Genomic DNA, 23188 nt, shown 5'->3' with positions numbered 1-23188 from the left:
GCGGCGGCGGGGGGGGGGGGGCTGGTGCTTCGTACATTCCGGGCCCCCCGCGGGGGGGGGGGGGGGGGGGGGGGGGCCCCCGCGCCCCGCCCCCCCCGCCCCCCCCGACGCCCATCCGGTCACGACACCGGCCACGACATGACGAAATGATGTCTATACTTCGATGTCGTTGGTAGGGTGCTGCGGTGCCTCCCCCTTCCACCGTCGACGCGCCACCGGGCGACCGCTCCCTGGCCCCCGAATCCACCCGCTCCACCGCCCGACAAGTGCGGCGCGCACGCTTCGGCGAGCACGGTCTCGCCTGGCTGATGCTGTTGCCCTCGGTCGCGGTCTTCGCCCTGTTCGTGTTCTGGCCGCTCGGGCGGACCCTCTACCTGTCCGTGCACGGCAACGACATCTTCGGCGCCGCGTCCGAGTACGTCGGCGGGGCGCACTACCGGGACATGCTGTCCGGGGAGTTCGGCAGGGTGCTGGCCACGACGGCGCTGTTCACGCTGTTCTCCGTGGTGCCGGCGATCCTGGGCGCGCTCTTCGTGGTGCTGCTGCTGGAAGCGCGCATCCGCGGGGTACGGGCGCTGCGCACCGCGTTCGCGCTGCCGTTCGCGTTCTCGGTGGCGACCGCGTCGGTCATCTTCGCCGTCATCTACAACCCGGCGATCGGGGTGGCGAACGGCCTGCTCGGGTCCATCGGCATCGACCGGGTCAACTGGCTCACCGACCCGTCGATCGCACTGATCGCCGTCTGTGCGGCGACGGTGTGGATGAACTTCGGCTACAACATCCTGGTGCTCTCCGCCGGAGTCTCGGCCATCTCGCCCGAGGTGGTCGAGGCGGCGCGGCTGGACGGTGCGACCGGCTGGCGGCTGGCGTCGCGGATCACCGTGCCGCTGCTCTCCCCGCAGCTGTTCTTCCTCGTCGTGGTGTCCACGATCCACGCGTTGCAGAGCTTCGGGCAGATCCACATCCTGACCAAGGGCGGGCCGGACCAGGCCACGACGACGCTGGTCTACTCGATCTACGAGAAGGCGTTCGCCTTCGGTTCCTCCGACTTCGGCGCGGCCAGCGCCCAGGCCGTCGTCCTGCTCGTCATCATGCTCGGCTGCACGGCCGTCCAATTCGGCATCCTCGAACGGCGGGTCCACTACCGATGAAGAAGTTCAGTCTCGGGCGGGCCGCCGTCTACGTCGTGCTCGGCCTGGCCGCGATCCCCGTCCTCTTCCCGATCTACTACGGCTTCGTCGGGGCCGTGATGGGTCCGGGCGACCTGGCGACCTACCCGCCCGCGCTGGTGCCGAGCGCGTTGCACTGGCAGAACATCACCGACGTGTTCCGCTCGGTGCCGCTCGGCCGCTTCTACGTGAACTCCGCCGTCCAGGCCGGGATCATCACGGTGGCCCAGGTCGTCACCAGCATCTTCGCCGCGTACGCCTTCGCGTTCCTTCGCCTGCCCGCGAAGGCGGCGACCTTCAGCCTGTTCCTCGCCACCCTGATGGTGCCGTGGGAAGCGATCATCATTCCCAACTACCTGGCCATCTCCGACTGGGGCCTGACGCGGGGTGGGCTGACGTACCTCGGCCTCGTGCTGCCCTTCCTCGCCTCGGCCTTCGGCACGTTCCTGCTGCGTCAGGCGTTCCTGCAGTTCCCGAGCGAGTTGCGCGACGCCGCCGTCATCGACGGGTGCGGTCACTGGCGCCTGCTGTGGCGGGTCATCGTGCCGCTGTCCAAGCCATCGATCGCGGCGGTCGGGGTCTACGTCTTCCTCTCGGCGTGGAACCAGTACTTCTGGCCGCTGATCCTGATCCGCGACACCGAGTTCCAGACGCTTCAGATCGGCATCTCCCAGCTCAACGATGCCGAGGCGGCGCAGCCGGGTCTCGTCCTCGCCGGTGTCGCGCTCTCCCTGTTGCCCACGCTGGCCGTCGTGATCTTCGGTCAGCGCTACATCGTCCGCGGGCTGACCGCCGGCGCGCTGCGTTGAACCATCGAGAAGGAGAACCAATGCGTAGACCTCGGCTCCGCCGTACCGCGGCGGCGTTCGTCGCCCTCGTGGCCGCCACCGCCCTCACGGCCTGCGGCGACTCCGGGTCCGGCACCGACGGTGGCGGTGACGCGCTCGACGCGCCCGGCGCCGAGGTGCTGGAGAAGGCCACGGACAAGACCACCATCGAGTTCTGGCACGCGATGAAGGGGGCCAACGCCGCCGCCGTCGACAAGCTCGTCGCCGACTTCAACGCCCAGAGCGGGGGCAAGGTCGAGGTCAAGGCGGTCTTCCAGGGAAACTACGACGAGACGATCGCCAAGTACAAGGCGTCGGTGCAGCAGAAGAGCACGCCGGCCCTGGTCCAGATCTACGACATCGGCAGTCGCTTCATGGTCGACTCCAAGCAGGTCGTGCCGATGCACAAGTTCATCGAGAAGGACGGGTTCAACGCCGCCGACATCGAGCCGAACATCGCCAGCTACTACTCGGTCGACGGCAAGCTGTGGTCGATGCCCTTCAACTCCTCGACTCCCCTGCTGTACCTCAACAAGGAGGCGTTCGAGCGGGCCGGCCTCGACCCGACGAAGCCGCCGAAGGACCTCACCGAGATCGGCGAACTGGCGAAGAAGCTGACAGTCAAGGATGCCAGCGGCAAGACGGTCCAGTACGGCTTCAACGCCGCCATCTACGGCTGGCTGCTGGAGCAGCTGCTCGCCACCGACGGCAAGGAGTACTGCGACAACAGCAACGGGCGTAAGGGCCTGGCCACGAAGGTGCAGTTCGACCAGGAGACGGCCGTGCGCGTCGCGCAGTGGTGGACGGACCTGGTGAAGGGCGGCTACGCCACGAACACCGGCCGCAAGACCGACGACGCCCAGGCGGCCTTCAAGGCGGGTACGGTCGCCATGCACCTGGAGTCCACCAGCGTGCTGCGCGGGTACGTCGACGCCGCGAAGGGCAAGTTCACCGTGCTCACCGCCCCGTACCCGAAGGTGAGCAGTGCCTCCACCGGCGGGCCGATCATCGGCGGCGCCTCCCTGTGGATCAACGGTGTCGGCCACAGTGACAAGGAGAAGCGGGCCGCGTGGGAGTTCGCGAAGTTCTCCGCCAACCCGCTGGAGCAGGCCAAGTGGCACACCAGCACCGGGTACGTGCCGATCAACGCGAAGGCGCTCGACGAGCAGATCGACAAGGACTGGATGGCGAAGTTCCCCCAGTTCCGCACCGCGGTCGACCAGCTGCACGCGCTGCCGCCGTCGGTCGCGTCGGCCGGGTGCCTGCTGGGCGTGATGCCGCAGGCCCGCAAGGCCTCCGAGGACGGCCTTGAGGCCGCGATCGTCGGCAGCAAGCCCGCCGAGCAGGCCATGAAGGACGCGGCGGCGAGCGTGCAGGGCGCCATCGACAGCTACAACAAGGCGGTCGGCTGACCTCCGCGTCACCACCCACCTGATAGGCCACGGGAAGGGCCAGCTCCGTCGGGGCTGGCCCTCTCCGGTGGGACGCTCCGAGTCCCTCCAGCGGGCAACCGACGGACAGCACGCAGCGCTACCAGTTGGTAGCGTTGCCGTGACCACGATGGCCGTCAGCGGGTGGTGTCCCATGGGGAGGCGGGATGTGGGCGGACGAAGCCGCGTTGGACGCGGCGGCACGCCGGGTCGACAGCTGGGAAGCATCCTTCGCCGACCGGGCGCGACGCACGCGATCGCTCACGTCGCGGATCCAGGCACTGACCGGCACCGCACACAGTCCGGACCGGATGGTCGAGGCCACCGTCGACTCGTCAGGCCAGTTGGTCGCCCTGCGGCTGGACGAGCGGACCCGCCAACACTCCGCCACACACACGGCCGAGCAGATCGTGGCGACCGCCCGGGCCGCCTGCGCCGACCTGCTGCGGCAGGTCACCGAGGCGACCCGGGAGACCCTGGGCGACGATCCGGCCGGGGCAGCCATCGTCGAGTCCTACCAGCGACGCGTGCACCCTGAGCCTGGTGGCACCGGTGCCGCCCGGTGACGGCATCCACGTCCGGCCCGAGGACCTGACCGCCCATGCCGGCCGCCTCGACCAGGTCGCCGGCCGCCTCGACACCGCCAACAGGGCCGGCCAGCACGTCCGGCTCGGTACGCACGCGTACGGGCAGCTCTGCGCACTCGTGCCGATGCTGCTCGACGACCTGCAACGCACCCTCGTGGACGGCATCGGCACGGCGGCCGGATCGGTCCGCGACACCGCCGAGAGGCTACGTGTCGGCGCGGAGCGCTACCGAGCCGCCGACACCCGCGCTGCGCAACTGCTCGACCAGGTGCGGCGCACGCAGTGACCAACCCGCTGGTCGCCGCCGCCGCGGACTCCCCCGCCAGCGCGTGGGCCGGCGTGTGGATCCTCGAGGACATCGAGCTCATCCACCAGGGCGTACGCAACGGCAGTTGGATCGACGGCACCCTCGGCGTGGTCAGCGCGGGCCTCGACGGGCTCGCCCTCGTCTCCGACCCCGTGGGCGCCCTCCTCCAGTACGGCATCGCCTGGCTCATCGAACACGTCAAACCCCTCAGCGAAGCCCTCGACTGGCTCGCCGGTGACCCGACCCAGATCACCGCCCATGCCCAGACCTGGCGCAACACCGCCGCGTCGCTGCGCGAGACCGCAACGAGCCTCGCCCGCGACGTCCGCGCGGACGTGGCCGAGTGGGGTGGCCTCGCCGGCCCCGCCTACCGCACCCGGGCAGCCGAGCAACAGCAGGCGATCACGGGTCTGGCCGAGGGTGCCGACACCATGGCCACCATCACCGAGGCGACGGCGGGCCTCGTCGCCGCCGTCCGCCTCCTCGTCCGCGACGCCATCGCCACCTGCGTCTCCCGCCTCGTCGTCTACGCCGCCGAACTCGTCGCCACGGCCGGGCTCGCCACACCCCTGGTCGTCGAACAGGTCACCACGCTGGTTGCGTCCTGGGCGGCGCGCATCGCGAAGCTGCTCCGCGGGCTGATCAACAGCCTTCGGCAGATCATCCCCGTCGCTCGCAGACTCGCCGATCTCATCGACCGGCTCAAGGAGACCCTTGGGCGCTTGCGGTCCGGCGGTGGATCGAACTCGAGCAAGACGCCTGCCCATCCAGAGACGCCCCGTGAGGCCCCGCCTCGCCTGGAGACTGAAGAGCTACGCCTTCGAGAGCTTGGTATGGACCCTGCCACAGGCAGGTTCCGGCCCGGCGAGGCAGCCACGGCAGTGAGGCTGGAGCAGGAACTTGGTGTCCGATTGACGCGCGCCCCGGCCAACTCCTCCGCCGACTGGGTAGACGACGCAGGGCGGACCTATGATGCTGTCGGCAACTTTTCGAACCAGTTCTTTGACCGGCAGTGGCCACAGCTCCAGTATCAGATCGAGCGACACCTGGACAAGGCAGACCTCGTACCGGTTGACGTCTCCCAGTTCACTGTCGAGCAGGTCGCCAGAATCGAGCAGTTCATCGCAGCCCGAGGCTTGGGGCCGCGGGTCTTCATCGTAGGGAAGCAATGGCTGGAATAATCGTGCTGCGGCCTGGGGTCGACTGGACCGCGACCGGAGGCTTGTTCGACTGGACCGTGGAGTTTCTGATTCCACGGCTCAGCGACAGGCAGGCGGCCGAACACCTTCAAGAGATCGTCGACAACAATCTCGGGTCGCTGTGGGTGGCCGATCTTCCCACCACCGTCCAGCAAGAAATCGTCGAACACTGGCGGAGTGGACTGATCGCCGCCGGCCGCCAGCAGCTGCCCGAGTCGCAGGAGAAGGCCGCCGTCCTCCATCACCTACAGAAGTTGGTGGATGCGACATACTCGGCGGGGTTTGTCGGTTAGTTCGTTTCCCTGGCAAGACAAGGCATTCTCGCTGCTGGATGTGCACCGCACCGCTCACGCATGCCCGGGCAACTGACCCTGACCTTTGTGGGAACGACCCGTTCGGCCTGAACGCCCGCCCGGCCCGCCAGCCCTCGGCCAAGACACCAGGGCCCGACAAAGTCGCGTGCTGTCCGGCACTGCGCATATCGGAGCCGTGCGCGCGGACGCCCCGGCGGCAGTCTCACCGCGCAACCGGCCACCCGGCCTCGCCGGCCCCACCCCCGAGAGTCCAACGCCCTTGAGCTGGTCGTCCCCGGACCCTGCCAATCCCGCCCAACATTCGCCCACCTTTCGGGAGTTTCGTTCCACCCCTTAGGATCACGGTAGATCTTGGTGGGAAATGGCTCCTATAGGGGCCATTTCCCACCAAGATCTACCGTTGCGGTCAGCCGTGGCATCGGAATGACACTCCTGGTCGTGGCTGTCTCTGCACCCCGGGAAACCTGGCGGCGGTATCGGGCGATGCGCACGAAAGCGCAGAGATCAGCGACGATGGCGAGGCAGAACTTGCTGACTTCGGACAGATCACAAGGCACCGAGAACCTCGATGATCTTCTGAAACGATCCTGTCCGCACTGCGCCCACCGGCAAGGGCATGTCTCCACCAAGCGCCCCAAGCCGGGGATCCTCACGGCTTCGCCGGGCCCCTGGCCGAGGCTGGCGGCCATCGCTGGACAGACCGCTCGGCGTGGTCCCGCGGCCGGCGAACCAGGACCTCCACCCGAAACTCGATATTGACCGCCGGAAATTCCTGGTCATAGGCTCGGAGCACGCTGGTTCACTTCCCGGAGGGAACAAGGCGACACATGCGACGATCAGGGCACCGATCCAGGGCAGTTTCCCCGAGACGACTGGTGGGCGCCGCCGCGTTCGTCCTGCTGGCCGCGACGACGCCGCTGCTGACCGGCCCCTCCGCCGGCGCCGCGCCCCGCGTACCGGCGTGCAGCGCCGACCCGACCGCCCGGCTGGCGTCGGTGCCGAGCCCGGAGGGGTTCCTCGGCTTCCCGCTCGGCGCCGGCCAGGAACGGGTGGTCACCAACGACGAGGTGCGCGGCTACCTGGGCGCCGTGGATGCTGCCTCGGACCGGGTCGTCACCGGCAGCTTGGGCAGCAGCGTGCGTGGCCAGCCCCTGGCGTACGCGGTCGTCTCCGCCGATGACAACGTCCGGCGGGGCACCCTGCGACGCATCGCCGACGACATCCGTTCGCTGCGCGACCCCCGCCGGACCAGCCAGCGGACGGCCAACCGGATCGCCGAGGAGACACCGGCGATCGTCTGGATCACCGCGAACGTCCACGGCGGGGAGAAGAGCGGCGCCGACGCCGCCCTGAAGACCCTCTACGAGTTGGCTGCCGGGCTGTCCTGCGAGGTCGCGCGGCGCAACGACAACCTGGTCACGATCATCGTGCCGACCCAGAACCCGGACGGCCGCGACGCCAGCCGGCGGCAGAACGAGTACGGGTTCGACCTGAACCGGGACTGGTTCGCCCGCACCCAGCAGGAGACCGACGGCAAGATCGAGCTCATGCGGCGCTACCCGCCGCAGGTCTTCGTCGACGCCCACGAGATGGGCGGCCGGCAGTACTTCTTCCCGCCCAACGCCGACCCGATCCACCACGAGATCGCCGGGGAGGCGGTCGACTGGATCAACCGGATCGGCGAGGCCAACAAGGCCGGGTTCGGGTTCAACGGCGCCTGCGGCGACGCCGTCACCACCGAGTGCTACTTCAACTACTCGACGTACGACATGTTCTTCATGGGCTACGGCGACACGGTGCCCGCCGCCGGCTTCGGCGCGGCCGGGATGACCTTCGAGAAGGGCAGCGCGTCGGCCGTGGCCGACCGGGTCCAGCAGCAGTTCCACACGCAGTGGGCGACCCTCGGCTGGGCCGCGGCGCACCGGCGCGAGGTGCTGGGCGGCTACTTCACCATCTGGAAGGACGCCCTCGCCGAGGGGCGGGCCGGGGCGCTACAGCCGAACGAGGTGGTCCAGCCGGACAACACCGTCCAGTTCCCGGTGCCACAGCAGACCGTCCGGTCGTACTTCCTCCTGCCGGACCGGCAGCTCGCCGACGCCCGCCGGCTGGTCGAGCGGCTGCGCCGGATGGACGTCGAGGTGTACGAGGTCACCAAGCCGTTGAAGCTGCCCACCGCCCGCGTCTTCGGCGGACGCAGCGCCACCGATCTGACCGTGCCCGAGGGCGCGTACTGGATCCCGATGGACCAACCGCAGAAGCACTGGATCCAGGCGATCATGGGCGAGGACCCGTACGTGCCGTTCCCGTACTTCTACGACGTCTCGTCCTGGAGCAATCCACTGCTGATGGGGCTGAACGCCGTCTGGACCGGCGCCACCGTGCGGCCCCGCGCCCGCCTCGTCGAGCGCATCGAGGACACCGGCGGGGGCCGGGTCTCGGCCGCGCCGAGGAGGGGCTCCTACACCTACGAGCTGGACTCCGCCGCAGCGGCCGAGTACACCTTCACCCTGCTCAGTCGGGGCGTCGGCCTCGTCCGCGACCTGGACACCGGAACGGTCGGGATGCCGGCCCGCGCGCTGACCCCCGAACTGGACCGGGCGGCCAGGAAACTCGGCGTCACGCTCACCCCGCGCCGCACGGCTGCCGCCGGCACCCCCGTCGTACGGCCGGACGTCGGACTGTTCCAGGGCACCGGCATCTCCACCACCTCCGGCTCCCACGGGGAGGCGCGGTACGTGCTCGGCAAGCGGTGGGGCCTCGACCTGACGCCCGTGACCACCGCCGACATCAACGACAACACGCCGGCCTTCACCGGCCGCAGCGTGCTCCTCGTGCCCGACGGCAGCAGCCCGACCGGTGGGCTCACCGCCGCCGGGCAGGCCAACCTGCGCGCCTGGGTCGCCGAGGGCAACACCTACCTCGGGCTGCGCAACGAGGGCACCCGGATGGCCCGCGCCGCCGGCCTCACCTCCACCACCGAGAAGCCCAAGCCCAGCGGGTACACGATGATCGGCTCGCACCTGCGGGTCGACGTGGACGGCGACAGCCCGGTCGCGCTCGGCCGCCCGGCGGAGGACTTCGAGTTCAACAACAACGACCCCATCCTGAGCCCGAGCAGCACCGGCACGAACGTGCTCAGCTACCCGACCGGCGACACCTTCTGGGCCAACGGCTATACCGTCGGCGGCGACGCACTCAAGGGGACGGTCGCACTGGTGGACGAACCGACCGGCACCGGACGGGCCGTGCTGTTCGCGTTCAATCCGCTCTTCCGGGCGTACAACGAAAGCGGTCTGCACCTGGTCGCCAACGCGCTGCTGCACCCCGGCGACGGCGGGGCACGCCGCGCGAGCGGCATCGACCCGGCCCGCGCCGCCGCAGCCGCTGCCCCACCGGCGGAGAACCTCGGCGGCGAGTGGCGGCCGTTCACCATCGAGGTGACCGCCGCCGACCTGCCCCGCACGGAGGCGGTCGTCGAGCGGTTCACCAGCACCGCCCGGGTCTCCGTCACCGGCGGCTCGGCCCACCTGGTGATCCCGAACCCGGACGGTCTCCAGGTCGACGAGCACCCGTTCCTCGGCGACCTCGTCCGCGCCCTACGGGCCGAGCGGATCCCGCTGCGCTCGGTGGTGGGCTGACAGGCGACGCAGCGCTGCTTGTCCCCCGTGCGAGCTACCCGCAAGTGTCCACCGCACGGTGACGATTCCTGACCGGCGACTCCATAGCGTTCGACGTGGCCGCGGCGCTCCAGTTGCGGACCACGTTCAAGGAGTCGTCATGCGTTTGGTGAAGCAGCTCGTGGCCGTCGTGGCGGTCACCTTCGTCGGCAGCCAGGGAATCCTCGCGGTGCAGGGGAACACCTGGCTCACCCTGGCCCTGGGTGTGTCGACGGCGGTGGCCGCGCTAGGTACGTACGCGTGGGTGGTACGGCGTACCGAGCGCCGCGAGGTCACGGAGCTGGCCCGGGCCGGGGCCGGCGCCCGAACCGCCCGAGGGGTGCTGATCGGGTTCGGGATGTTCGCAGCAGTGATCGTCAACATCGCCCTCCTCGGCGGCTACCACGTCGACGGCCTGGGCTCGGTGTCCGGCGCGGTGGCGCTGTTCGGGTTCATGGCCGCCGCCGCCACGACCGAGGAGCTGATCTTCCGCGGCGTCCTGTTCCGCGTCGTCGAGGAACGCATGGGCACCTGGATCGCGCTGTTGCTGACCGGCGTGGTGTTCGGCCTGATGCACCTGACCAACCCGGATGCCAGCCTGTGGGGCGCGGTCGCCATCGCGATCGAGGCCGGTTTCATGCTCGCCGCCTGCTACGCCGCCACCCGCAACCTGTGGGTGCCGATCGGCCTGCACCTCGGCTGGAACTTCGCCGCGGGTGGCATCTTCAGCGTCGTGGTCTCCGGCAACGGTGAGTCGAAGGGGCTGCTGGACACCACGATGTCGGGCCCGGCCCTGCTCACCGGCGGCGACTTCGGGCCGGAGGGAAGCCTGTACACGGTGGCGGCGGGTGTGGTGCTGACCCTGGTGTTCCTGTGGCTGGCCCACCGCCGCGGTCACCTCGTCCCGCGCCGCCGCCGCGCGGTCGGCGCCGAGCCGGCGACCGCTACGGTTTCCTGATGCTCGACCTTCGGATGCTCCCGGACTCGTGGCGGCGCTGGCCCGTCACGGCCCGGGATCTCCCGGTGGCGCTGCTGATCGCCCTCGCCTCGGCGGTGCCGGCGCTGCGTCACCACGGTACGCAGCTCGGTGACCTACCAGCGCGTCCCTTCGACGCGCTGACCGCCGTGGTGGTCGCCCTGGAGTGCCTCCCGCTCGCCGTGCGCCGGCGCCGGCCAGCCCTCTGCCTCGCCCTGGTCTCGCTCGGCTTCGCGATCGACCAGCTCCGCGCCTACCACACGGTCGCGGGCACCGCGCTGGCCATCGCGCTGATGAGCGCGGGGGCCCACCTGGGACGTCGTCGGCGTACCAGCCTGGTCCTGGCCTCCGCTGCGTACGTGTCTTTGGCCGTCGCCCTCGACCGGCTCGGGTCGACCGAGGGCGTGACCGGGTTCGCCACGTTCTACCTGCTGCTGGCCCTGGCCTGGGGCATCGGGGCCTGGCTGCGGCAGTCCCGGGCCGCCGAGGCCGAACGCCGCCGCCACGTCGCCGTGACCGCCCGCGCCGCCGAACGCACCCGCATCGCCAGCGAACTGCATGACGTCGTGACCCATCATGTGACGGCGATGGTCGTGCAGGCCGAGGCGGCACGCTACCTGACCACCGCCCCCGACCGCCTCGACACGACCCTGACCGCCATCTCCGACACCGGCCGGCGGGCCATCACCGACCTGCGACACCTGCTCGACCTGCTCAACCCCGACCACAGCGCCGAGCCCCGTACGCCGTCTGTCGGCGAGCTGCGTGCCCTCGTGGAGCAGACCCGGCAGGCCGGGCAGCCGGTGGAGTTCACCGAGGAGGGCACGCCGGCCGAGACGACCGGCGGCGCCGAGCTCGCCGCCTACCGGGTGGTGCAGGAGGCGCTGACGAACGCCCTCAAGTACGCCCACGGCAGCCGCACCACCGTTCACGTGCAGCACGGCGAAAGGGAGATCACGGTGGAAGTCAGCACCGACGACGCGGGCTCGTACGCCGCAGCCCCCGGCGGGAGCGGGCGCGGCCTCGCCGGGCTCCGCGAACGGGCCGGCCTGCTCGGCGGCGAGTTCAGCGCGGGACGCCGGGCGGGCGGCGGCTTCGTCGTGCGGGCCCGCATCCCCACCGGGAGCCCGTCGTGACCGCGCCCATCCGGGTCCTGGTCTGCGACGACCAGGCGCTTATCCGCACCGGCTTCACGACGATCATCGACGCTCAGCCCGACCTCGAGGTGGTGGGCGAGTGCGGGGACGGGCGCGCCGCGGTCGACCTCGCCGGCCGGCTGCACCCGGACGTGGTCGTGATGGACGTACGGATGCCGGTGCTCGACGGCATCAAGGCGACCCGCCTGCTGGCCGGTGCCGGGGTCGCGCACCCGGTCAAGGTGCTCGTGGTGACGACGTTCAACCTCGACGAGTACGTCTACGAGGCGCTGCGCGCGGGCGCGAGCGGGTTCCTGCTCAAGGACGCCCCGCCGGCTCAACTGCTGCACGGGATCCGTACCGTCGCGAGCGGCGCGGCGCTGCTGGCACCCGAGGTGACCCGGCAGCTCGTGGGCAGGTACGCGGCGCGGATCCGGCCCTCCGAGGGCACGCCGGGCGACGCGGGGCTGACCCCGCGCGAACTGGAGGTGCTGCGCCTCATCGCCGACGGCCTCTCCAACAGCGAGATCGCCGCGAACCTGGTGATCAGTCAGGAGACCGTCAAGACGTACGTGTCGCGCATCCTCACCAAGCTCGACCTACGCGACCGCGTGCAAGCGGTGGTGTACGCCTACCGCGCGGGCCTGGTGACCTGAGCGGGCGATCGCGTCAGCGGCGCAGCCGGCGGGAGCAGGGGCCGTCGTGGTCGGCGCGGAGCAGGCAGCGGCGGCCACCAGGCAGCAACAGGTCACAGAAGACCCGATGCCGTACGTGCTGCTCGTCCTCCATGGAGACGGTGGTCTCGCCCGGGTCGGTCATCGGCAGCACGGTCAGCCAGCGGCCGATGACCCGGGCGAGGCGCTGCGCGGCGGGCAGGTCCGCGGCGATCACGGGCAGGTGGACGACGTACCGCTGGCTCACCGGACCGAGCCCCGTTCGTTGCCGGTCCGGGCGTGGTCGGACTGCCAGCGGCGCAGTGCGTCCTTGATTCGTCCGGTCTCCCGGCGGCTTTCCGCCAAGGCCGCGTGCAGGTCGGCCATGTCGGTGGCAGCCCGGTCGAGGAAGGCGTACACCTCGTCCGGCTGGAGGCCACGGCGCCCGAGCCGCGTGGGCGGGAAGCGACGCTCGCGCACCTGCCAGGGCAGCAGGCTGGTGTACGCCGTGGAGCGGTAGGTCGTCCCACTGCCTGCCGGGACCGGTCGCTCGTTGTGGACGCTCATGGCGAACCTGCCTTCCTTGATCGTGGATGGGGTGGGCCCACCCGTCCTCCCCGCACGGGCGGACCCACCCCGCCCTGACACCGCAGCTCCAGTCAGCGGTACGGCACCAGGGCTGCTCGACGCGGGTGTGGTCGGAAAGCGCGGCGGCCGTTCGGGGGGATCGCCCGGCCGCCGCGCTGTGGTCATCCTGTGACAGTCCGGAGCGGTTGCGCAACGTTTCAGACCGCGTTTTCCCTGACATGCATTGACTTTCTTTGCTGAAACCCGTAGGAGTTGCAGGGGCAGGTCACGCAGTGTTGCGGGATGGAACCAGGGGTGTGCAGATGACCGAGGAGATCGGATCGACCGTGCCGCGCCGGCAGCTCGGCCGGCTGCTGCGACAGTTCCGCAACGAGGCCGGGGTGACGCTCGACGCCGCCGCCGAGGCGCTCGAATACAGCCGGCAGAAGATCTGGCGCCTCGAGTGCGGCATGGGTCCGGTGCGGGTGCTCGACGTCAAGGCGATGTGCGAGCTGTACGGGGTGTCGCCGGAGATGACCGAGGCGATGCGCGGGCTGGCCACCGAGACGAAGTCGAAGGGCTGGTGGCACGCGTACGGCGACGCGGTGCCGAGCTGGTTCGAGCTGTACGTGGGCTTGGAATCCGCCGCCACCCACATCCGCCGATATGACGAATCCCTGATCCCAGGCCTGCTACAGACCCGGCACTACGCGCTCGGGCTCTACCAGCCAGGCAGCCAACTGAGCACAGAGGAGCGGGAACGCGCTGTCGAGGTGCGTATGCAGCGACAAGCCCTACTGACACGTCGGCTTCCGAAGCCGCCACGACTGGAGGCGGTGCTCTCAGAGGCGGTGCTCCGCCGGCCGGTCGGCGGGTCTGGTGTCATGACCGGCCAGCTCAATCGCCTTCTTGAAACCTCCGACCTGCCGAACGTGTCGGTACGCGTGGTGCCACTAGCGGCAGGGCCGCATCCCGGAGCGGTCGCCGGGTCCTTCGTCGTCCTCGACTTTCCCGCCCTCAAAGGGGGACGAGCTGCGCCTGAACCGTCGGTCGTCTACAGCGAATCGCTCACCGGAGCCCTCTACCTCGACAAGCCCGACGAGCTCGCGGCCTACGAGAACACCTGGAGAGGTGTGGATGTTCTCGCGTTAGGTGAGGCAGAATCGAGGGAAATGATCAAGCGGATCATCGGGGAGATGCGACATGACTGACCTCAGCGGTGCCCGCTGGCGTAAGAGCACCCGCAGTGGCGACAACGGCGGCGATTGCGTCGAGGTTGCCGGCAACCTTCCCGGTATCGTCGCCGTGCGCGATTCCAAGGACCAGCACGGTGCTGTCCTGACGTTCCCGCCCGAGGCTTGGGTCAGGTTCGTGACGACGGTAGGTGTTGGCTTCGCCGACGGCGGACGATGACGACTCGGGCACGCCTCGCGCCCTCGCGCCTCACCATTCAGACGACTGGTGGACGCTCAACGTCGCAGGAGTCTTCCACCGGTCGGAGGATGAATTCGCCTATCAGGTAGTCGCCGATCCACTGCGATTGGCCGCCGGTGGGCCGGTCAGTCATTCTCAACAACGGCGCATGTCGTCAACCTGACAGTGGTCTAGATCGTCACCGGACCCTCAGTACCGTTCACAGGACTCGCGCGGTGGGTGCCGCGCGCACGACCTGTGGGGAAAGAAATGACCGTTCCTGGCGACCCAAGCCAGAATCAGCCGTACCCGGGCCCGCCCGGCAACGGGCCTCCGCCCTACGGCTCTCCGTCGACCGCCGCATACCCGGTTTTGCCCGGTCCACGGAAGCGACCCGCCTGGCTCATCCCTACGCTGATCGGTCTCGGCGCCGTGGTTGCGCTGTGCTGCGGCGTCGGAATGGTCGGCGCGATTGTTGGTGACGATCCAAAGCCAGCAGGCGTGTCATCGAGTGCAGGGTCAACCGCTGCCGCCGAGGCAGAGAAATCCCCGGCCGCCTCGGTGCCTGCACCGGCTGCCGCCACCACACCGCCCGCCGCTGCCCCGGCGAAGCCGAGCCCAGCGAGTCCAGTTGGCCCGAAGGTTTACCGCGTTGGCGACAAGGTACGTGGAGGCGACTTCGAGTTCACCGTCAACAGCGTCAAGTGCGGCATCTCGCAAGTTGGCGACTCGTTCCTCAACCGCAAGGCACAGGGCACGTTCTGCCGTGTGAACATCTCCGTCAAGAACGTGACCAAGTCGGCGCACCTGTTCCACGCCGACGGCACCGTAACCGCTCAAGACGCTGCCGGCCGTGAGTACGACGCCGACGGCGCAGCCGGAATGTACGGCAACGACAACGCCCGCGGTTTTCTCGACGAGATCAACCCTGGCAACTCCGTACGCGCCAACGTCTTCTTCGACGTGCCCAAGGGCACGAAGCTCAAGACTGTCACTTTCGACGCGGGATTGTTCACTCTCGCTGAGGATGCCGTCGTCAACCTCTGAAGGTACGTCTCCCCTCGGGGAGCGCCTCGGGAAGAGGTTGGCAGAGCCGAACGACCACAGGTCCCGCTGCCACCGGGGCCTGTGGTCGCTACGCCTGATCAGGCGCGGCAGCCCCGGCGCACCGACCGATTGAGTTCGCATGGAGAATCGGCAGGATGGATCGCCTCACCGCCCACGTACGGACCTTCGCCGAAGAACGCGACTGGCAACAGTTCCATACGCCCAAGAACCTCGCCATGGCGCTCGCTGGCGAGGTAGGCGAGTTGCTGGCCGAATTCCAGTGGCTCACGCCAGAACAAGCCGCCGGGGTCATGGCGGATCCTGAGGCCGGTGCCCGGGTCAAGGCCGAGATCGGGGACGTGATGGTCTACTTGACCCGACTCGCGGATGTCCTCGGTGTCGACCTGGTGGAGGCTGCCCTGACCAAACTGGACGAGGTGGCCACCCGCTATCCCGTTGACCGGGCGAAGGGTTCTGCCGACAAGCGGTAATCATTTGTGGCGTAGCATTGATCTCTCCGCTACAGTCCACCGCGTACAAGCGCGTAACGACGGGCTTCCGGCTACGGCCGGACACGCCCCCCATGCGCACGATCACATCGTGCTGCCCGGGGGCAAGTGTTGTCTGCGTTTCGCACCTCCGCCGATGGCCTGTTGCGCCTGGCGACGAGCGGCGTCCTCGCCGACCGGATCACGGATCACCTCGGCCACAACGTGAGCGCAAGCGAACGCCGCTCCTGGTCGCACAGCCTGGCCGTACTCGGGCAGGACCTCGCCGATGCGGGGCTGGGCCAGGTCGAGGTACTGGTCGAGTACCAACTCCCGTTGACCAGCAAGCGGGTCGACGTGGTGCTCGCGGGTGTGGACCCGAGAACCGCCGACGACTCCTATGTGGTCATCGAGCTGAAGCAGTGGTCCCAGGCGGAGTCCTACGAGGGCTCCGACCGACTCGTGTTGGCCGAGCATGTCAGGGGGCCTCGACTGCACCCGGGTGTACAGGTCGGTGACTACTGCGAATACCTCACCGATTTTCTGGGTGTTCTCGCCGACCGGCGCAACCCGGTGCGCGGTGCCGCGTACCTGCACAACGCCGTCGACCGGGACGTAAACGACCTGTTCGCGCGCCGCGCGACGGAGCAGAGCCGGATCTTCACCAAGCAACGGCGTGGCCAGTTTCTCGACTATCTCCGCACGTACCTTGCGCCCGCGTCGGGCGCGACCGCGGCGGATCGCTTCCTCACCAGTTCCGTTCGGCCGAGCAAGCACCTGCTGTCCTACGCCGCGCAGGAACTGAAGGAACGGTCGCACTTCACGCTTCTCGACGAGCAGCGCCTGGCGTACGAACTGGTTCTGCACGCGGTGGAGCGCGCCCGGTCGGCGGACCGCAAGTCGGTCGTGGTGGTGGCTGGCGGGCCAGGCAGCGGGAAGAGCGTGATCGCCCTGTCGGTGCTCGGTGAACTGGCCCGGCAGAACCGCTCGGTGATGCACGCTACCGGCTCGCGGTCGTTCACCCAGACCCTGCGACGCTATGCCGGCAAAGGCTCGACCCGGCTGAAGAGCCTGTTCGCGTACTTCAACAGCTTCATGACAGCCGAGCGCAACGGATTCGACGTGCTGATCTGCGATGAGGCGCACCGGATCCGGGAGACATCGGTCAACCGGTTCACGCCGAAGACGAAGCGGGACAAGGCCCGCCCGCAGATCGACGAACTGATCGCCGCCGCCCGGGTGCCGGTCTTCCTGCTGGACGAGCACCAGGTGGTCAAGCCGGGCGAACTGGGCAACATCGACGTCATCTCCCGGCACGCCGAGCAACTCGGTCTCGAGGTCGAGGTGGTATCGCTGCACGACCAGTTCCGCTGCGGCGGCAGCGAGGCGTACGGGCGATGGGTCCTCGACCTGCTCGGCCTGGACGGCGGCGAGCCGACGGCATGGACGGGGGATGGTCGATTCGACCTGCGCGTGGCCGAATCGCCGGAAGAGATGGAGGCGTTCCTCGCCGCCAGACAGGCCGTTGGCGAGACGGCGCGGATGTCGGCCGGTTACTGCTGGCCGTGGAGCGATCCGCGCCCGGACGACACCCTCGTGCCGGACGTGCAGATCGGACGTTGGGCGCGGCCGTGGAACGTCAAGAGTGACCGGAGCGTCGGCGAGGCCCCGGGCAGTGCCTACTGGGCCACCGACCCGAACGGATTCGACCAGGTCGGCTGCGTCTACACCGCCCAGGGCTTCGAGTACGAGTGGTCGGGCGTCATCATCGGCCCGGATCTGGTCGTCCGCGACGGGCGGGTGGTCACCCGGCGCTCCGAGTCGAAGGACCCGGCCTTCCGCAGTCGCAAGACGCTCAGCGATCTCGAGGCGGATCGCCTGATCCGCAACACGTACAAGGTGCTGATGACCCGGGGCATGCGCGGCACGATGCTCTATTCCACCGACCCGGAGACCCGTGATTGGCTGGCCTCGCTGATCCGCGTGCAGCGCGGCCTGGAGACGGTCTACGAAGCCGCATCCTCCCCTGGGGGACGGTAGCCAAGATCGTCGGTGCGGCTGCTCATTCTCCGCCGCCGTTTCCAACCCCCGGCCGCACGCCCTGGTCGACGCCTTGAATCCACGACCGCCACGCAGCCGTCGTGCTGATCGCCTCAGTTGGCTTCTCGCCCCGGGAGATGATCGTGATCTTGGCTGACTTGCTGCTGCCGGACCACATCCCTGGGCGTCCTGCCTGCTGACACCCCACAAGGCGATGGCGGACCAGGCCGGCACGTGGATGGTCGACTGGCGTTTTGCGCCCTTGCCCGCTGGTGGTAGGCCTTTCCTGCGAAACGGTATTACTTGTTCGCAAATGACCCATCGCAATGTGAAATAGGCAGCAGCGGGCTGCACGAACTGCACTTATGGTCACACGAAGCGCTTTCGTCAATTCGGCCGCGCCAGCGTTGTCGCGGATTACCGTACGTTGAGTGACCATCTCGCGCCTCACCGCCGTGACGCTCAGCGCCCTCCTGGTCGTGCCCGCCGTCGCGGTCGGGCCACCGGACCCGGCCGCAGCCGCGCCGTACGTGCGGTGCCCCGCCGTGAAGCCGCCGGTGCCCCCGCCCGCCACACCACCTCCGCCACCGGTCGACCCCGCCCAGGCGGCGGTCGGCGGGCAGGCGCTGGCCACGGCGGGGCTGGCCATTCCCGCGAGGGCGCCGATGGCGCCGGCGGTGACCGCCACGTCGTGGCTCGTGGCGGACCTGGGCAGCGGTGCGGTCCTGGGCGGGTGCGGCCCCCACGAGCACCGGACGCCCGCCAGCGTGCAGAAGTTGCTGCTGGCAGCGGCCCTGATGCCCCGCCTCGACGCGTCCCAGACGGTCGAGGTGACGCGGGCGGATCTGCGCGATCTCGATCCGGCCAGTTCGCTGATGGGGGTGGTCGAGGGGGGCCGGTACTCGGTCGGGAGCCTGTGGCTGGGGCTGCTGCTCCAGTCGGGCAACGACGCGGCCAACGTGCTGGCTCGCGTCGGCGGGGGCGCCGCCGGCAGGCAGGGCGGAGTCGACGCGATGAACGCCGAGGCGCGCCGGCTGCGTGCGAACCAGACGCACGCGGCGACGCCCTCGGGCCTCGACGGCCCCGGTCAGTACACCAGCGCGTACGACCTCGCGCTGATCGCGCGGGCCGCCTACGCCCGCGAGGACTTCTGCCGGTACACCGCGACCAGGGTGGCACAGATTCCGGCCCAGCCGGGAAACCCGGCGCTCGAGATCAGGCACGACCACACGCTGTTGGACCACTACCCCGGAACGATCGGGGGGAAGACGGGCTTCACCGATCTGGCGCGGCAGACGTACGTCGGCGTGGCCGAACGCCACGGCCGGCGGCTCGCGGTGACCCTGCTCGGCGCGGAGACCGCGCCGCTGGGCAGTCTGGGAGAGGCGTCGGCCCTGCTCGACTGGGGTTTCGCCCTTCCTCCCGACGCGTCCGTCGGCCGCCTGGTGGCGCCCGAGGAGAAGAAGTACGACCGTCCCGTGGTCCCCGTCAAGGGCGAGCGCCGTGATCAGGCCGGGGAGTCGGCATCGCTGTCCCTGCCCACGGGGCTGGGCATCGGCGCTGTCCTCGTGCTGGCCGCCCTGATCCTGCTGACCCCGTGGCGGCGCGGAGCTGCGCGGCGGGCAGCCAGCCGCCGGTAGGGAGCAGGGGTGCGCGGCGAGGAGCCGGCCCCCGGTAGGGAGCAACCGCCGCGCCGAACGGTGCGTACGCACCGAGACGTCCAGCGGTGCGCCCCCGACCGACCGGTTGACGGGCGGTAAGCGGATCGAGGTGGAGTGTCGGGTTCGCGTCGTAACACGGTCGGGTGTCCGCTAGGGGGCGCTGACCTGCGGGCGGAGGGTGTGACCAGCCGACTTTCCACTCCGAGACGAGGTAGTCATGCCCGTGACTCCGAGCTATCCCGGCGTCTACATCGAGGAGGCCCCGAGCGGCGTCCGACCTGTCATCGGCGTGGCGACCGGGGTGGCCGCCTTCGTCGGATACGTCCGGACCGGCCCGGAGCACCGCGCCGTCCGGGTGAACAGTTTCGGCGAGTTCGAGCGCCGGTTCGGTGGGGTCGACCGGGATTCCGAGCTGAGCCTGGCCGTGCAGCAGTTCTTCCGCAACGGCGGCTCCGCCGCCCTGGTCGTCCGGGTGCCCCGCGCCGACGCCCGCCCGGCGTCGGTCACCCTGCTGGACAAGGTGGGCACCGGCCCGAAGTCGGCGCTGGTGCTGGACGCCGCCAGCACCGGCGGGTGGGGCAGCGGCCTGCTGGTCGACGTCGACCACGACGACGCGGCCGACGCCAGGACGTTCAACCTGAGCGTCCAGGACGCGGCCACCGGGGCGACCGAGCGGTTCACGGGGCTCTCCTCGGATCCGGCCAGCGCCGCGTACGCCGTCACCGTGCTCAACGACCCCGACCGTGGCTCCTCGCTGGTGTGGGCCCGGGCCGGGGCGAGCGGCGCGGGCCGGCCGGTGTCCAGCGGCACCCTCGGTGCGGCGATCGGCTCGCCAACCGTGGACGTCGCGAAGAACTACCGGCTCACCGTGCAGCCGGACCGGCCCACCAAGCCGGACCCGGCGGACCCCACCAGGACCGTTCCCGCGGTGGGCGCGGTGACCGTCACGGCGTTGGAGAAGGGCGAGCGGCTGCCGTCCTCCCCCGCCGGGATGGCCGCACTGCTGCAACGGAAGATCAACACCGCGCTCGGTGCCGCCGACGGGGCCGCCGGGATGCGGGTGCGGGTGCTGCCCACGGCCGACGGCGGGCTGCGGATCCTCGGCGACGTCGACCCGCAGGTGGCCCCGGTGGCCGTGGACGCGGCCTTCACCGTCACGGGCGCGAGCGCCTCCGGCGACGTGGCCGACGGCGCGGCCCTGCTCGGTCTGGGCGGCGCCACCGCGAACGTCGGCCGGTACACCCCCGTGGGGGCCAAGCGGCTCGGCCAGGGCGACGTCGTCACCGGCTCGGACGGCACGACGCTGCCCGGCACCACCGCGCTGATCGGCTCCGAGGCCGCCTACACCGGCATCTACGCACTGCTCAAGACCGACCTGTTCAACCTGCTCTGCATCCCCGACGCGACCCGCGCCAAGCCCGGCGCCCCCACCACCGTCGACACCGGACTGGACCCGGAGGCGGTCTGGGCGGCCGCGTACGAGCTGTGCGCGCGGCGCCGGGCGATGCTGCTGGTCGACCCGCCGCCCGGGGTGGACGACCCGGACCGCGCACTGGACTGGATCAACCAGCTCGGCGTCAAGGGACCCAACGCGGTGGCGCACTTCCCCCGGCTGCGGATCCCCGACCCGACCGACGGCTTCCAGCCGCGCACCGTCGCCCCCGGCGGCACCCTCGCCGGCCTGTACGCCCGCCAGGACACCGAGCGGGGCGTGTGGAAGGCCCCGGCAGGTACGGAGGCACAACTGCGTGGGGTGACCAACCTCGTCTATCCGCTCACCGACGCCGAGAACGGCGTGCTCAACCCGCTCGGGCTCAACTGCCTGCGGACGTTCCCCGTGGTCGGCACCGTCAACTGGGGTGCCCGTACGACCGCCGGCGCCGACGTGCTGGCCAGCCAGTGGAAGTACACGCCGGTGCGCCGGCTCGCGCTCTACATCGAGGAGAGTGTCTTCCGGGGCACCCAGTGGGCAGTGTTCGAGCCCAACGACGAGCCGCTCTGGTCCCAGCTGCGGCTGAACCTGACGTCGTTCATGCAGGACCTGTTCCGCAAGGGCGCGTTCGCGGGGCGTACGCCGCGCGAGGCGTACCTGGTGCGGTGCGACGCGGAGACCACCACCGCCGACGACCGGGACCGCGGCGTGGTGAACGTGGTCGTCGGCTTCGCCCCGCTCAAACCCGCCGAGTTCGTGATCGTGCGGATCCAGCAGCTCGCCGGCCAGAGCCCGTCCTGAGAGGTGTGAGTCATGGTGCAGTTCGCGGTCAATCCGACGCGCTTCGACCCGTACAAGAACTTCAAGTTCCGGGTGAAGTGGGACGGCCGCTACGTGGCCGGGGTCAGCAAGGTCAGCGCGCTGAAGCGGACCACCGAGGTGGTCAAGCACCGCGACGGCGGCGACCCGTCGACCAGCCGCAAGTCGCCCGGGCGTACGGAGTTCGAGGCGGTCACCCTGGAGCGGGGCCTGACCCACGACGCCGAGTTCGCCCAGTGGGCCGGCCGGATCTGGGCGCTGCACGCCGGCCTCGGCTCGGAGGCGTCGCTGGCGGACTTCCGGCGTGACATCACCATCGAGCTGCTCAACGAGGCCGGGCAGGTGGCCCAGTCGTACCGGCTGTTCCGCTGCTGGGTGTCGGAGTACCAGGCGCTGCCGGAGCTGGACGCCAACGCCAACGCGGTGGCGATCGAGCACATCAAACTGGAGAACGAGGGCTGGGAGCGCGACGAGGCGGTCACCGAACCGGCCGAACCCCGGCTCGGGTCGTGAGCACGGGGCCGTTGCTGACCGAGGTGGAGCTGGTCTCCACCTGGGACCGCGCGCTCGGGCAGCCGGAGTCACGCCGTCCGCTGCTGCTGCTCGGCCGCGACGACGCCGACCGGCTACCGGTGGGCGAGGTGGCGGCCCTGCTGCTGGCGACGGCGCGGGGCTGGGCCGGCGGCCGGGTGGAGGCCGTCCTGGACTGCCCGGCCTGCCCGGAACGCCTCGAGGTCGCCTTCGCCGTGGCCGACCTGCTGACCGCCGCGCCGGGCCGGCCGCACGAAGCGGAAGGGACGTTCACCCTGGACTGGCGGGGGCATCGGCTGACGTTGCGACTGCCCACCCCGGCCGACCTGGCCGAGGCGGCCCGGACGGGCGACGCGGTGGCGGCCGAGCGGTTGCTGTTGCGGGTGTGCCTGCTCGCCGCCGACCCACCGCTGGACGATCCCTTCGCCGCCCTGCCGGAGGTGTCGGCCGCGATGGCCGAGCGCGACCCGCTCGGGGTCGTCGCGGTCACTCTGACCTGCCCGGGCTGCGGCACCGCGACCGAGGCGCTGCTCGACCTGCCCGCCTGGGCGTGGCAGGCCGCCGACGCCCGTGTCCGGCGGCTGCTCGGCGAGGTGCACCGGCTGGCGCGCGCGTACGGCTGGTCGGAGACGCAGGTGCTCGGCCTCGGCCCGCACCGCCGCGCCGCGTACCTGGAGCAGGTCCCGTGACCGGCTACCTGGCGGCGCTGGCCGCCCTGGCCGTCGACGCCGCGCCCCGGCTGCGGCCCCGCGCGGTGGGCCGGTTCGAGCCGGAGCAGCCGGAGGCGGGTGGCGGCTTCGAGACGTACGCCGCTGAAAGGGAGGCCCCGGCCCCGCCCCGGACGGCGGCCCGTCCCACCGCACCGAGCACGCCGGACCCGGCGGACGCTCCGGCGCCGACCGCCGGCACCCCGCCGCCGGTGCCCGCCGGGCCGGC

The 23188-nt window shown here is 70.3% G+C and carries 22 protein-coding genes and 1 pseudogene; 21 read left to right on the top strand and 2 right to left on the bottom strand.

Annotated elements, in window-relative coordinates:
* Nucleotides 1-185 precede the first annotated feature (185 nt).
* From AB0D32_RS28455 to AB0D32_RS28405, 11 genes are all read left to right on the top strand, one after another.
* Entirely contained in the window at nucleotides 186-1151 is a 966-nt protein-coding gene (locus tag AB0D32_RS28455) for a sugar ABC transporter permease (protein WP_357096803.1), read from the top strand.
* Nucleotides 1148-1978 carry a carbohydrate ABC transporter permease gene (locus AB0D32_RS28450; RefSeq protein ID WP_357096801.1) on the top strand — a complete coding sequence of 277 codons (831 nt, stop codon included), beginning with the start codon at nucleotides 1148-1150 and terminating at the stop codon, nucleotides 1976-1978. The genes AB0D32_RS28455 and AB0D32_RS28450 overlap by 4 nt, the downstream gene beginning before the upstream one ends.
* A gap of 20 nt (nucleotides 1979-1998) precedes the next feature.
* Nucleotides 1999-3408: an ABC transporter substrate-binding protein gene (locus AB0D32_RS28445; protein WP_357096798.1), complete on the top strand. Its 1410-nt coding sequence runs from the start codon at nucleotides 1999-2001 to the stop codon at nucleotides 3406-3408.
* A gap of 185 nt (nucleotides 3409-3593) precedes the next feature.
* Entirely contained in the window at nucleotides 3594-3992 is a 399-nt protein-coding gene (locus AB0D32_RS28440) for a YbaB/EbfC family nucleoid-associated protein (protein WP_357096795.1), read from the top strand.
* The gene (locus AB0D32_RS28435) at nucleotides 3970-4299 is read left to right on the top strand and encodes a type VII secretion target (RefSeq protein ID WP_357096792.1); all 330 of its coding nucleotides are present in this window, start codon (nucleotides 3970-3972) and stop codon (nucleotides 4297-4299) included. The genes AB0D32_RS28440 and AB0D32_RS28435 overlap by 23 nt, the downstream gene beginning before the upstream one ends.
* A complete protein-coding gene (locus tag AB0D32_RS28430; protein WP_357096789.1) occupies nucleotides 4296-5501 on the top strand; it encodes a WXG100 family type VII secretion target in 1206 nt (401 codons plus the stop codon). Before AB0D32_RS28435 ends, AB0D32_RS28430 begins: the two co-directional genes overlap by 4 nt.
* A gap of 2 nt (nucleotides 5502-5503) precedes the next feature.
* Complete coding sequence (locus AB0D32_RS28425) at nucleotides 5504-5812, top strand: hypothetical protein (RefSeq protein ID WP_357096786.1); 309 nt, start codon at nucleotides 5504-5506, stop codon at nucleotides 5810-5812.
* An 896-nt stretch (nucleotides 5813-6708) separates the two neighbouring features.
* Complete coding sequence (locus tag AB0D32_RS28420; RefSeq protein WP_357096783.1) at nucleotides 6709-9471, top strand: M14 family zinc carboxypeptidase; 2763 nt, start codon at nucleotides 6709-6711, stop codon at nucleotides 9469-9471.
* Between the two features lie 139 nt (nucleotides 9472-9610).
* A complete protein-coding gene (locus AB0D32_RS28415) occupies nucleotides 9611-10447 on the top strand; it encodes a type II CAAX endopeptidase family protein (RefSeq protein ID WP_357096780.1) in 837 nt (278 codons plus the stop codon).
* Nucleotides 10447-11601, top strand: coding sequence for a histidine kinase (locus AB0D32_RS28410; RefSeq protein WP_357096778.1), 1155 nt, complete (start codon nucleotides 10447-10449; stop codon nucleotides 11599-11601). The genes AB0D32_RS28415 and AB0D32_RS28410 overlap by 1 nt, the downstream gene beginning before the upstream one ends.
* Nucleotides 11598-12257, top strand: a complete 660-nt coding sequence (locus AB0D32_RS28405) for a response regulator transcription factor (protein ID WP_357096775.1) — start codon at nucleotides 11598-11600, stop codon at nucleotides 12255-12257. The genes AB0D32_RS28410 and AB0D32_RS28405 overlap by 4 nt, the downstream gene beginning before the upstream one ends.
* Before the next feature lie 13 nt (nucleotides 12258-12270).
* On the opposite strand, the gene AB0D32_RS28400 is transcribed toward AB0D32_RS28405, so the two are convergent.
* Nucleotides 12271-12522 (bottom strand): hypothetical protein, encoded by a 252-nt coding sequence (locus AB0D32_RS28400; RefSeq protein WP_357096772.1) that lies wholly within the window; start codon nucleotides 12520-12522, stop codon nucleotides 12271-12273.
* Nucleotides 12519-12821: a DivIVA domain-containing protein gene (locus AB0D32_RS28395; RefSeq protein WP_357096769.1), complete on the bottom strand. Its 303-nt coding sequence runs from the start codon at nucleotides 12819-12821 to the stop codon at nucleotides 12519-12521. Before AB0D32_RS28395 ends, AB0D32_RS28400 begins: the two co-directional genes overlap by 4 nt.
* 323 nt (nucleotides 12822-13144) lie before the next feature.
* Here AB0D32_RS28395 and AB0D32_RS28390 point away from each other — a divergent pair, with 323 nt between their 5' ends.
* The 10 genes and pseudogenes from AB0D32_RS28390 to AB0D32_RS28345 form a co-directional block, all read left to right on the top strand.
* Nucleotides 13145-14032, top strand: a complete 888-nt coding sequence (locus AB0D32_RS28390; RefSeq protein ID WP_357096766.1) for a helix-turn-helix transcriptional regulator — start codon at nucleotides 13145-13147, stop codon at nucleotides 14030-14032.
* On the top strand, nucleotides 14025-14234 hold the full coding sequence (locus AB0D32_RS28385) for a DUF397 domain-containing protein (RefSeq protein ID WP_357096764.1): 210 nt from the start codon (nucleotides 14025-14027) through the stop codon (nucleotides 14232-14234). Before AB0D32_RS28390 ends, AB0D32_RS28385 begins: the two co-directional genes overlap by 8 nt.
* Nucleotides 14235-14666: 432 nt before the next feature.
* Entirely contained in the window at nucleotides 14667-15281 is a 615-nt protein-coding gene (locus tag AB0D32_RS28380; RefSeq protein WP_357096761.1) for a DUF4352 domain-containing protein, read from the top strand.
* Nucleotides 15282-15436: 155 nt separating this feature from the next.
* Nucleotides 15437-15772, top strand: a complete 336-nt coding sequence (locus AB0D32_RS28375; protein ID WP_357096758.1) for a nucleotide pyrophosphohydrolase — start codon at nucleotides 15437-15439, stop codon at nucleotides 15770-15772.
* A 129-nt stretch (nucleotides 15773-15901) separates the two neighbouring features.
* On the top strand, nucleotides 15902-17809 hold the full coding sequence (locus AB0D32_RS28370; protein ID WP_357096755.1) for a DUF2075 domain-containing protein: 1908 nt from the start codon (nucleotides 15902-15904) through the stop codon (nucleotides 17807-17809).
* Between the two features lie 431 nt (nucleotides 17810-18240).
* Nucleotides 18241-19449, top strand: a complete 1209-nt coding sequence (locus tag AB0D32_RS28365) for a serine hydrolase (RefSeq protein ID WP_357096752.1) — start codon at nucleotides 18241-18243, stop codon at nucleotides 19447-19449.
* Between the two features lie 238 nt (nucleotides 19450-19687).
* Complete coding sequence (locus tag AB0D32_RS28360) at nucleotides 19688-21703, top strand: phage tail sheath C-terminal domain-containing protein (protein WP_357096750.1); 2016 nt, start codon at nucleotides 19688-19690, stop codon at nucleotides 21701-21703.
* A 12-nt stretch (nucleotides 21704-21715) separates the two neighbouring features.
* A complete protein-coding gene (locus AB0D32_RS28355; protein WP_350924301.1) occupies nucleotides 21716-22234 on the top strand; it encodes a phage tail protein in 519 nt (172 codons plus the stop codon).
* A complete protein-coding gene (locus AB0D32_RS28350; protein ID WP_357096745.1) occupies nucleotides 22231-22941 on the top strand; it encodes a hypothetical protein in 711 nt (236 codons plus the stop codon). The genes AB0D32_RS28355 and AB0D32_RS28350 overlap by 4 nt, the downstream gene beginning before the upstream one ends.
* Nucleotides 22938-23188, top strand: a pseudogene (locus AB0D32_RS28345) (2-oxo acid dehydrogenase subunit E2); the annotation flags it as partial. The gene AB0D32_RS28350 and the pseudogene AB0D32_RS28345, both read left to right, overlap by 4 nt.

It is taken from the genome of Micromonospora sp. NPDC048170, from assembly GCF_040652795.1.
Taxonomy (GTDB): Bacteria; Actinomycetota; Actinomycetes; order Mycobacteriales; family Micromonosporaceae; genus Micromonospora.
This window is presented reverse-complemented; position numbering and strand designations above follow the sequence as displayed.

Bases quoted from the DNA above. Each gene is read 5' to 3' on its own strand.
- AB0D32_RS28445 (WP_357096798.1), top strand. From the start codon at position 1,999: ATGCGTAGACCTCGGCTCCGCCGTACCGCGGCGGCGTTCGTCGCCCTC.
- AB0D32_RS28415 (WP_357096780.1), top strand. From the start codon at position 9,611: ATGCGTTTGGTGAAGCAGCTCGTGGCCGTCGTGGCGGTCACCTTCGTC.
- AB0D32_RS28395 (WP_357096769.1), bottom strand. From the start codon at position 12,821: ATGAGCGTCCACAACGAGCGACCGGTCCCGGCAGGCAGTGGGACGACC.
- AB0D32_RS28375 (WP_357096758.1), top strand. From the start codon at position 15,437: ATGGATCGCCTCACCGCCCACGTACGGACCTTCGCCGAAGAACGCGAC.
- AB0D32_RS28385 (WP_357096764.1), top strand. From the start codon at position 14,025: ATGACTGACCTCAGCGGTGCCCGCTGGCGTAAGAGCACCCGCAGTGGC.
- AB0D32_RS28355 (WP_350924301.1), top strand. From the start codon at position 21,716: ATGGTGCAGTTCGCGGTCAATCCGACGCGCTTCGACCCGTACAAGAAC.
- AB0D32_RS28410 (WP_357096778.1), top strand. From the start codon at position 10,447: ATGCTCGACCTTCGGATGCTCCCGGACTCGTGGCGGCGCTGGCCCGTC.
- AB0D32_RS28440 (WP_357096795.1), top strand. From the start codon at position 3,594: ATGTGGGCGGACGAAGCCGCGTTGGACGCGGCGGCACGCCGGGTCGAC.
- AB0D32_RS28360 (WP_357096750.1), top strand. From the start codon at position 19,688: ATGCCCGTGACTCCGAGCTATCCCGGCGTCTACATCGAGGAGGCCCCG.
- AB0D32_RS28390 (WP_357096766.1), top strand. From the start codon at position 13,145: ATGACCGAGGAGATCGGATCGACCGTGCCGCGCCGGCAGCTCGGCCGG.
- AB0D32_RS28450 (WP_357096801.1), top strand. From the start codon at position 1,148: ATGAAGAAGTTCAGTCTCGGGCGGGCCGCCGTCTACGTCGTGCTCGGC.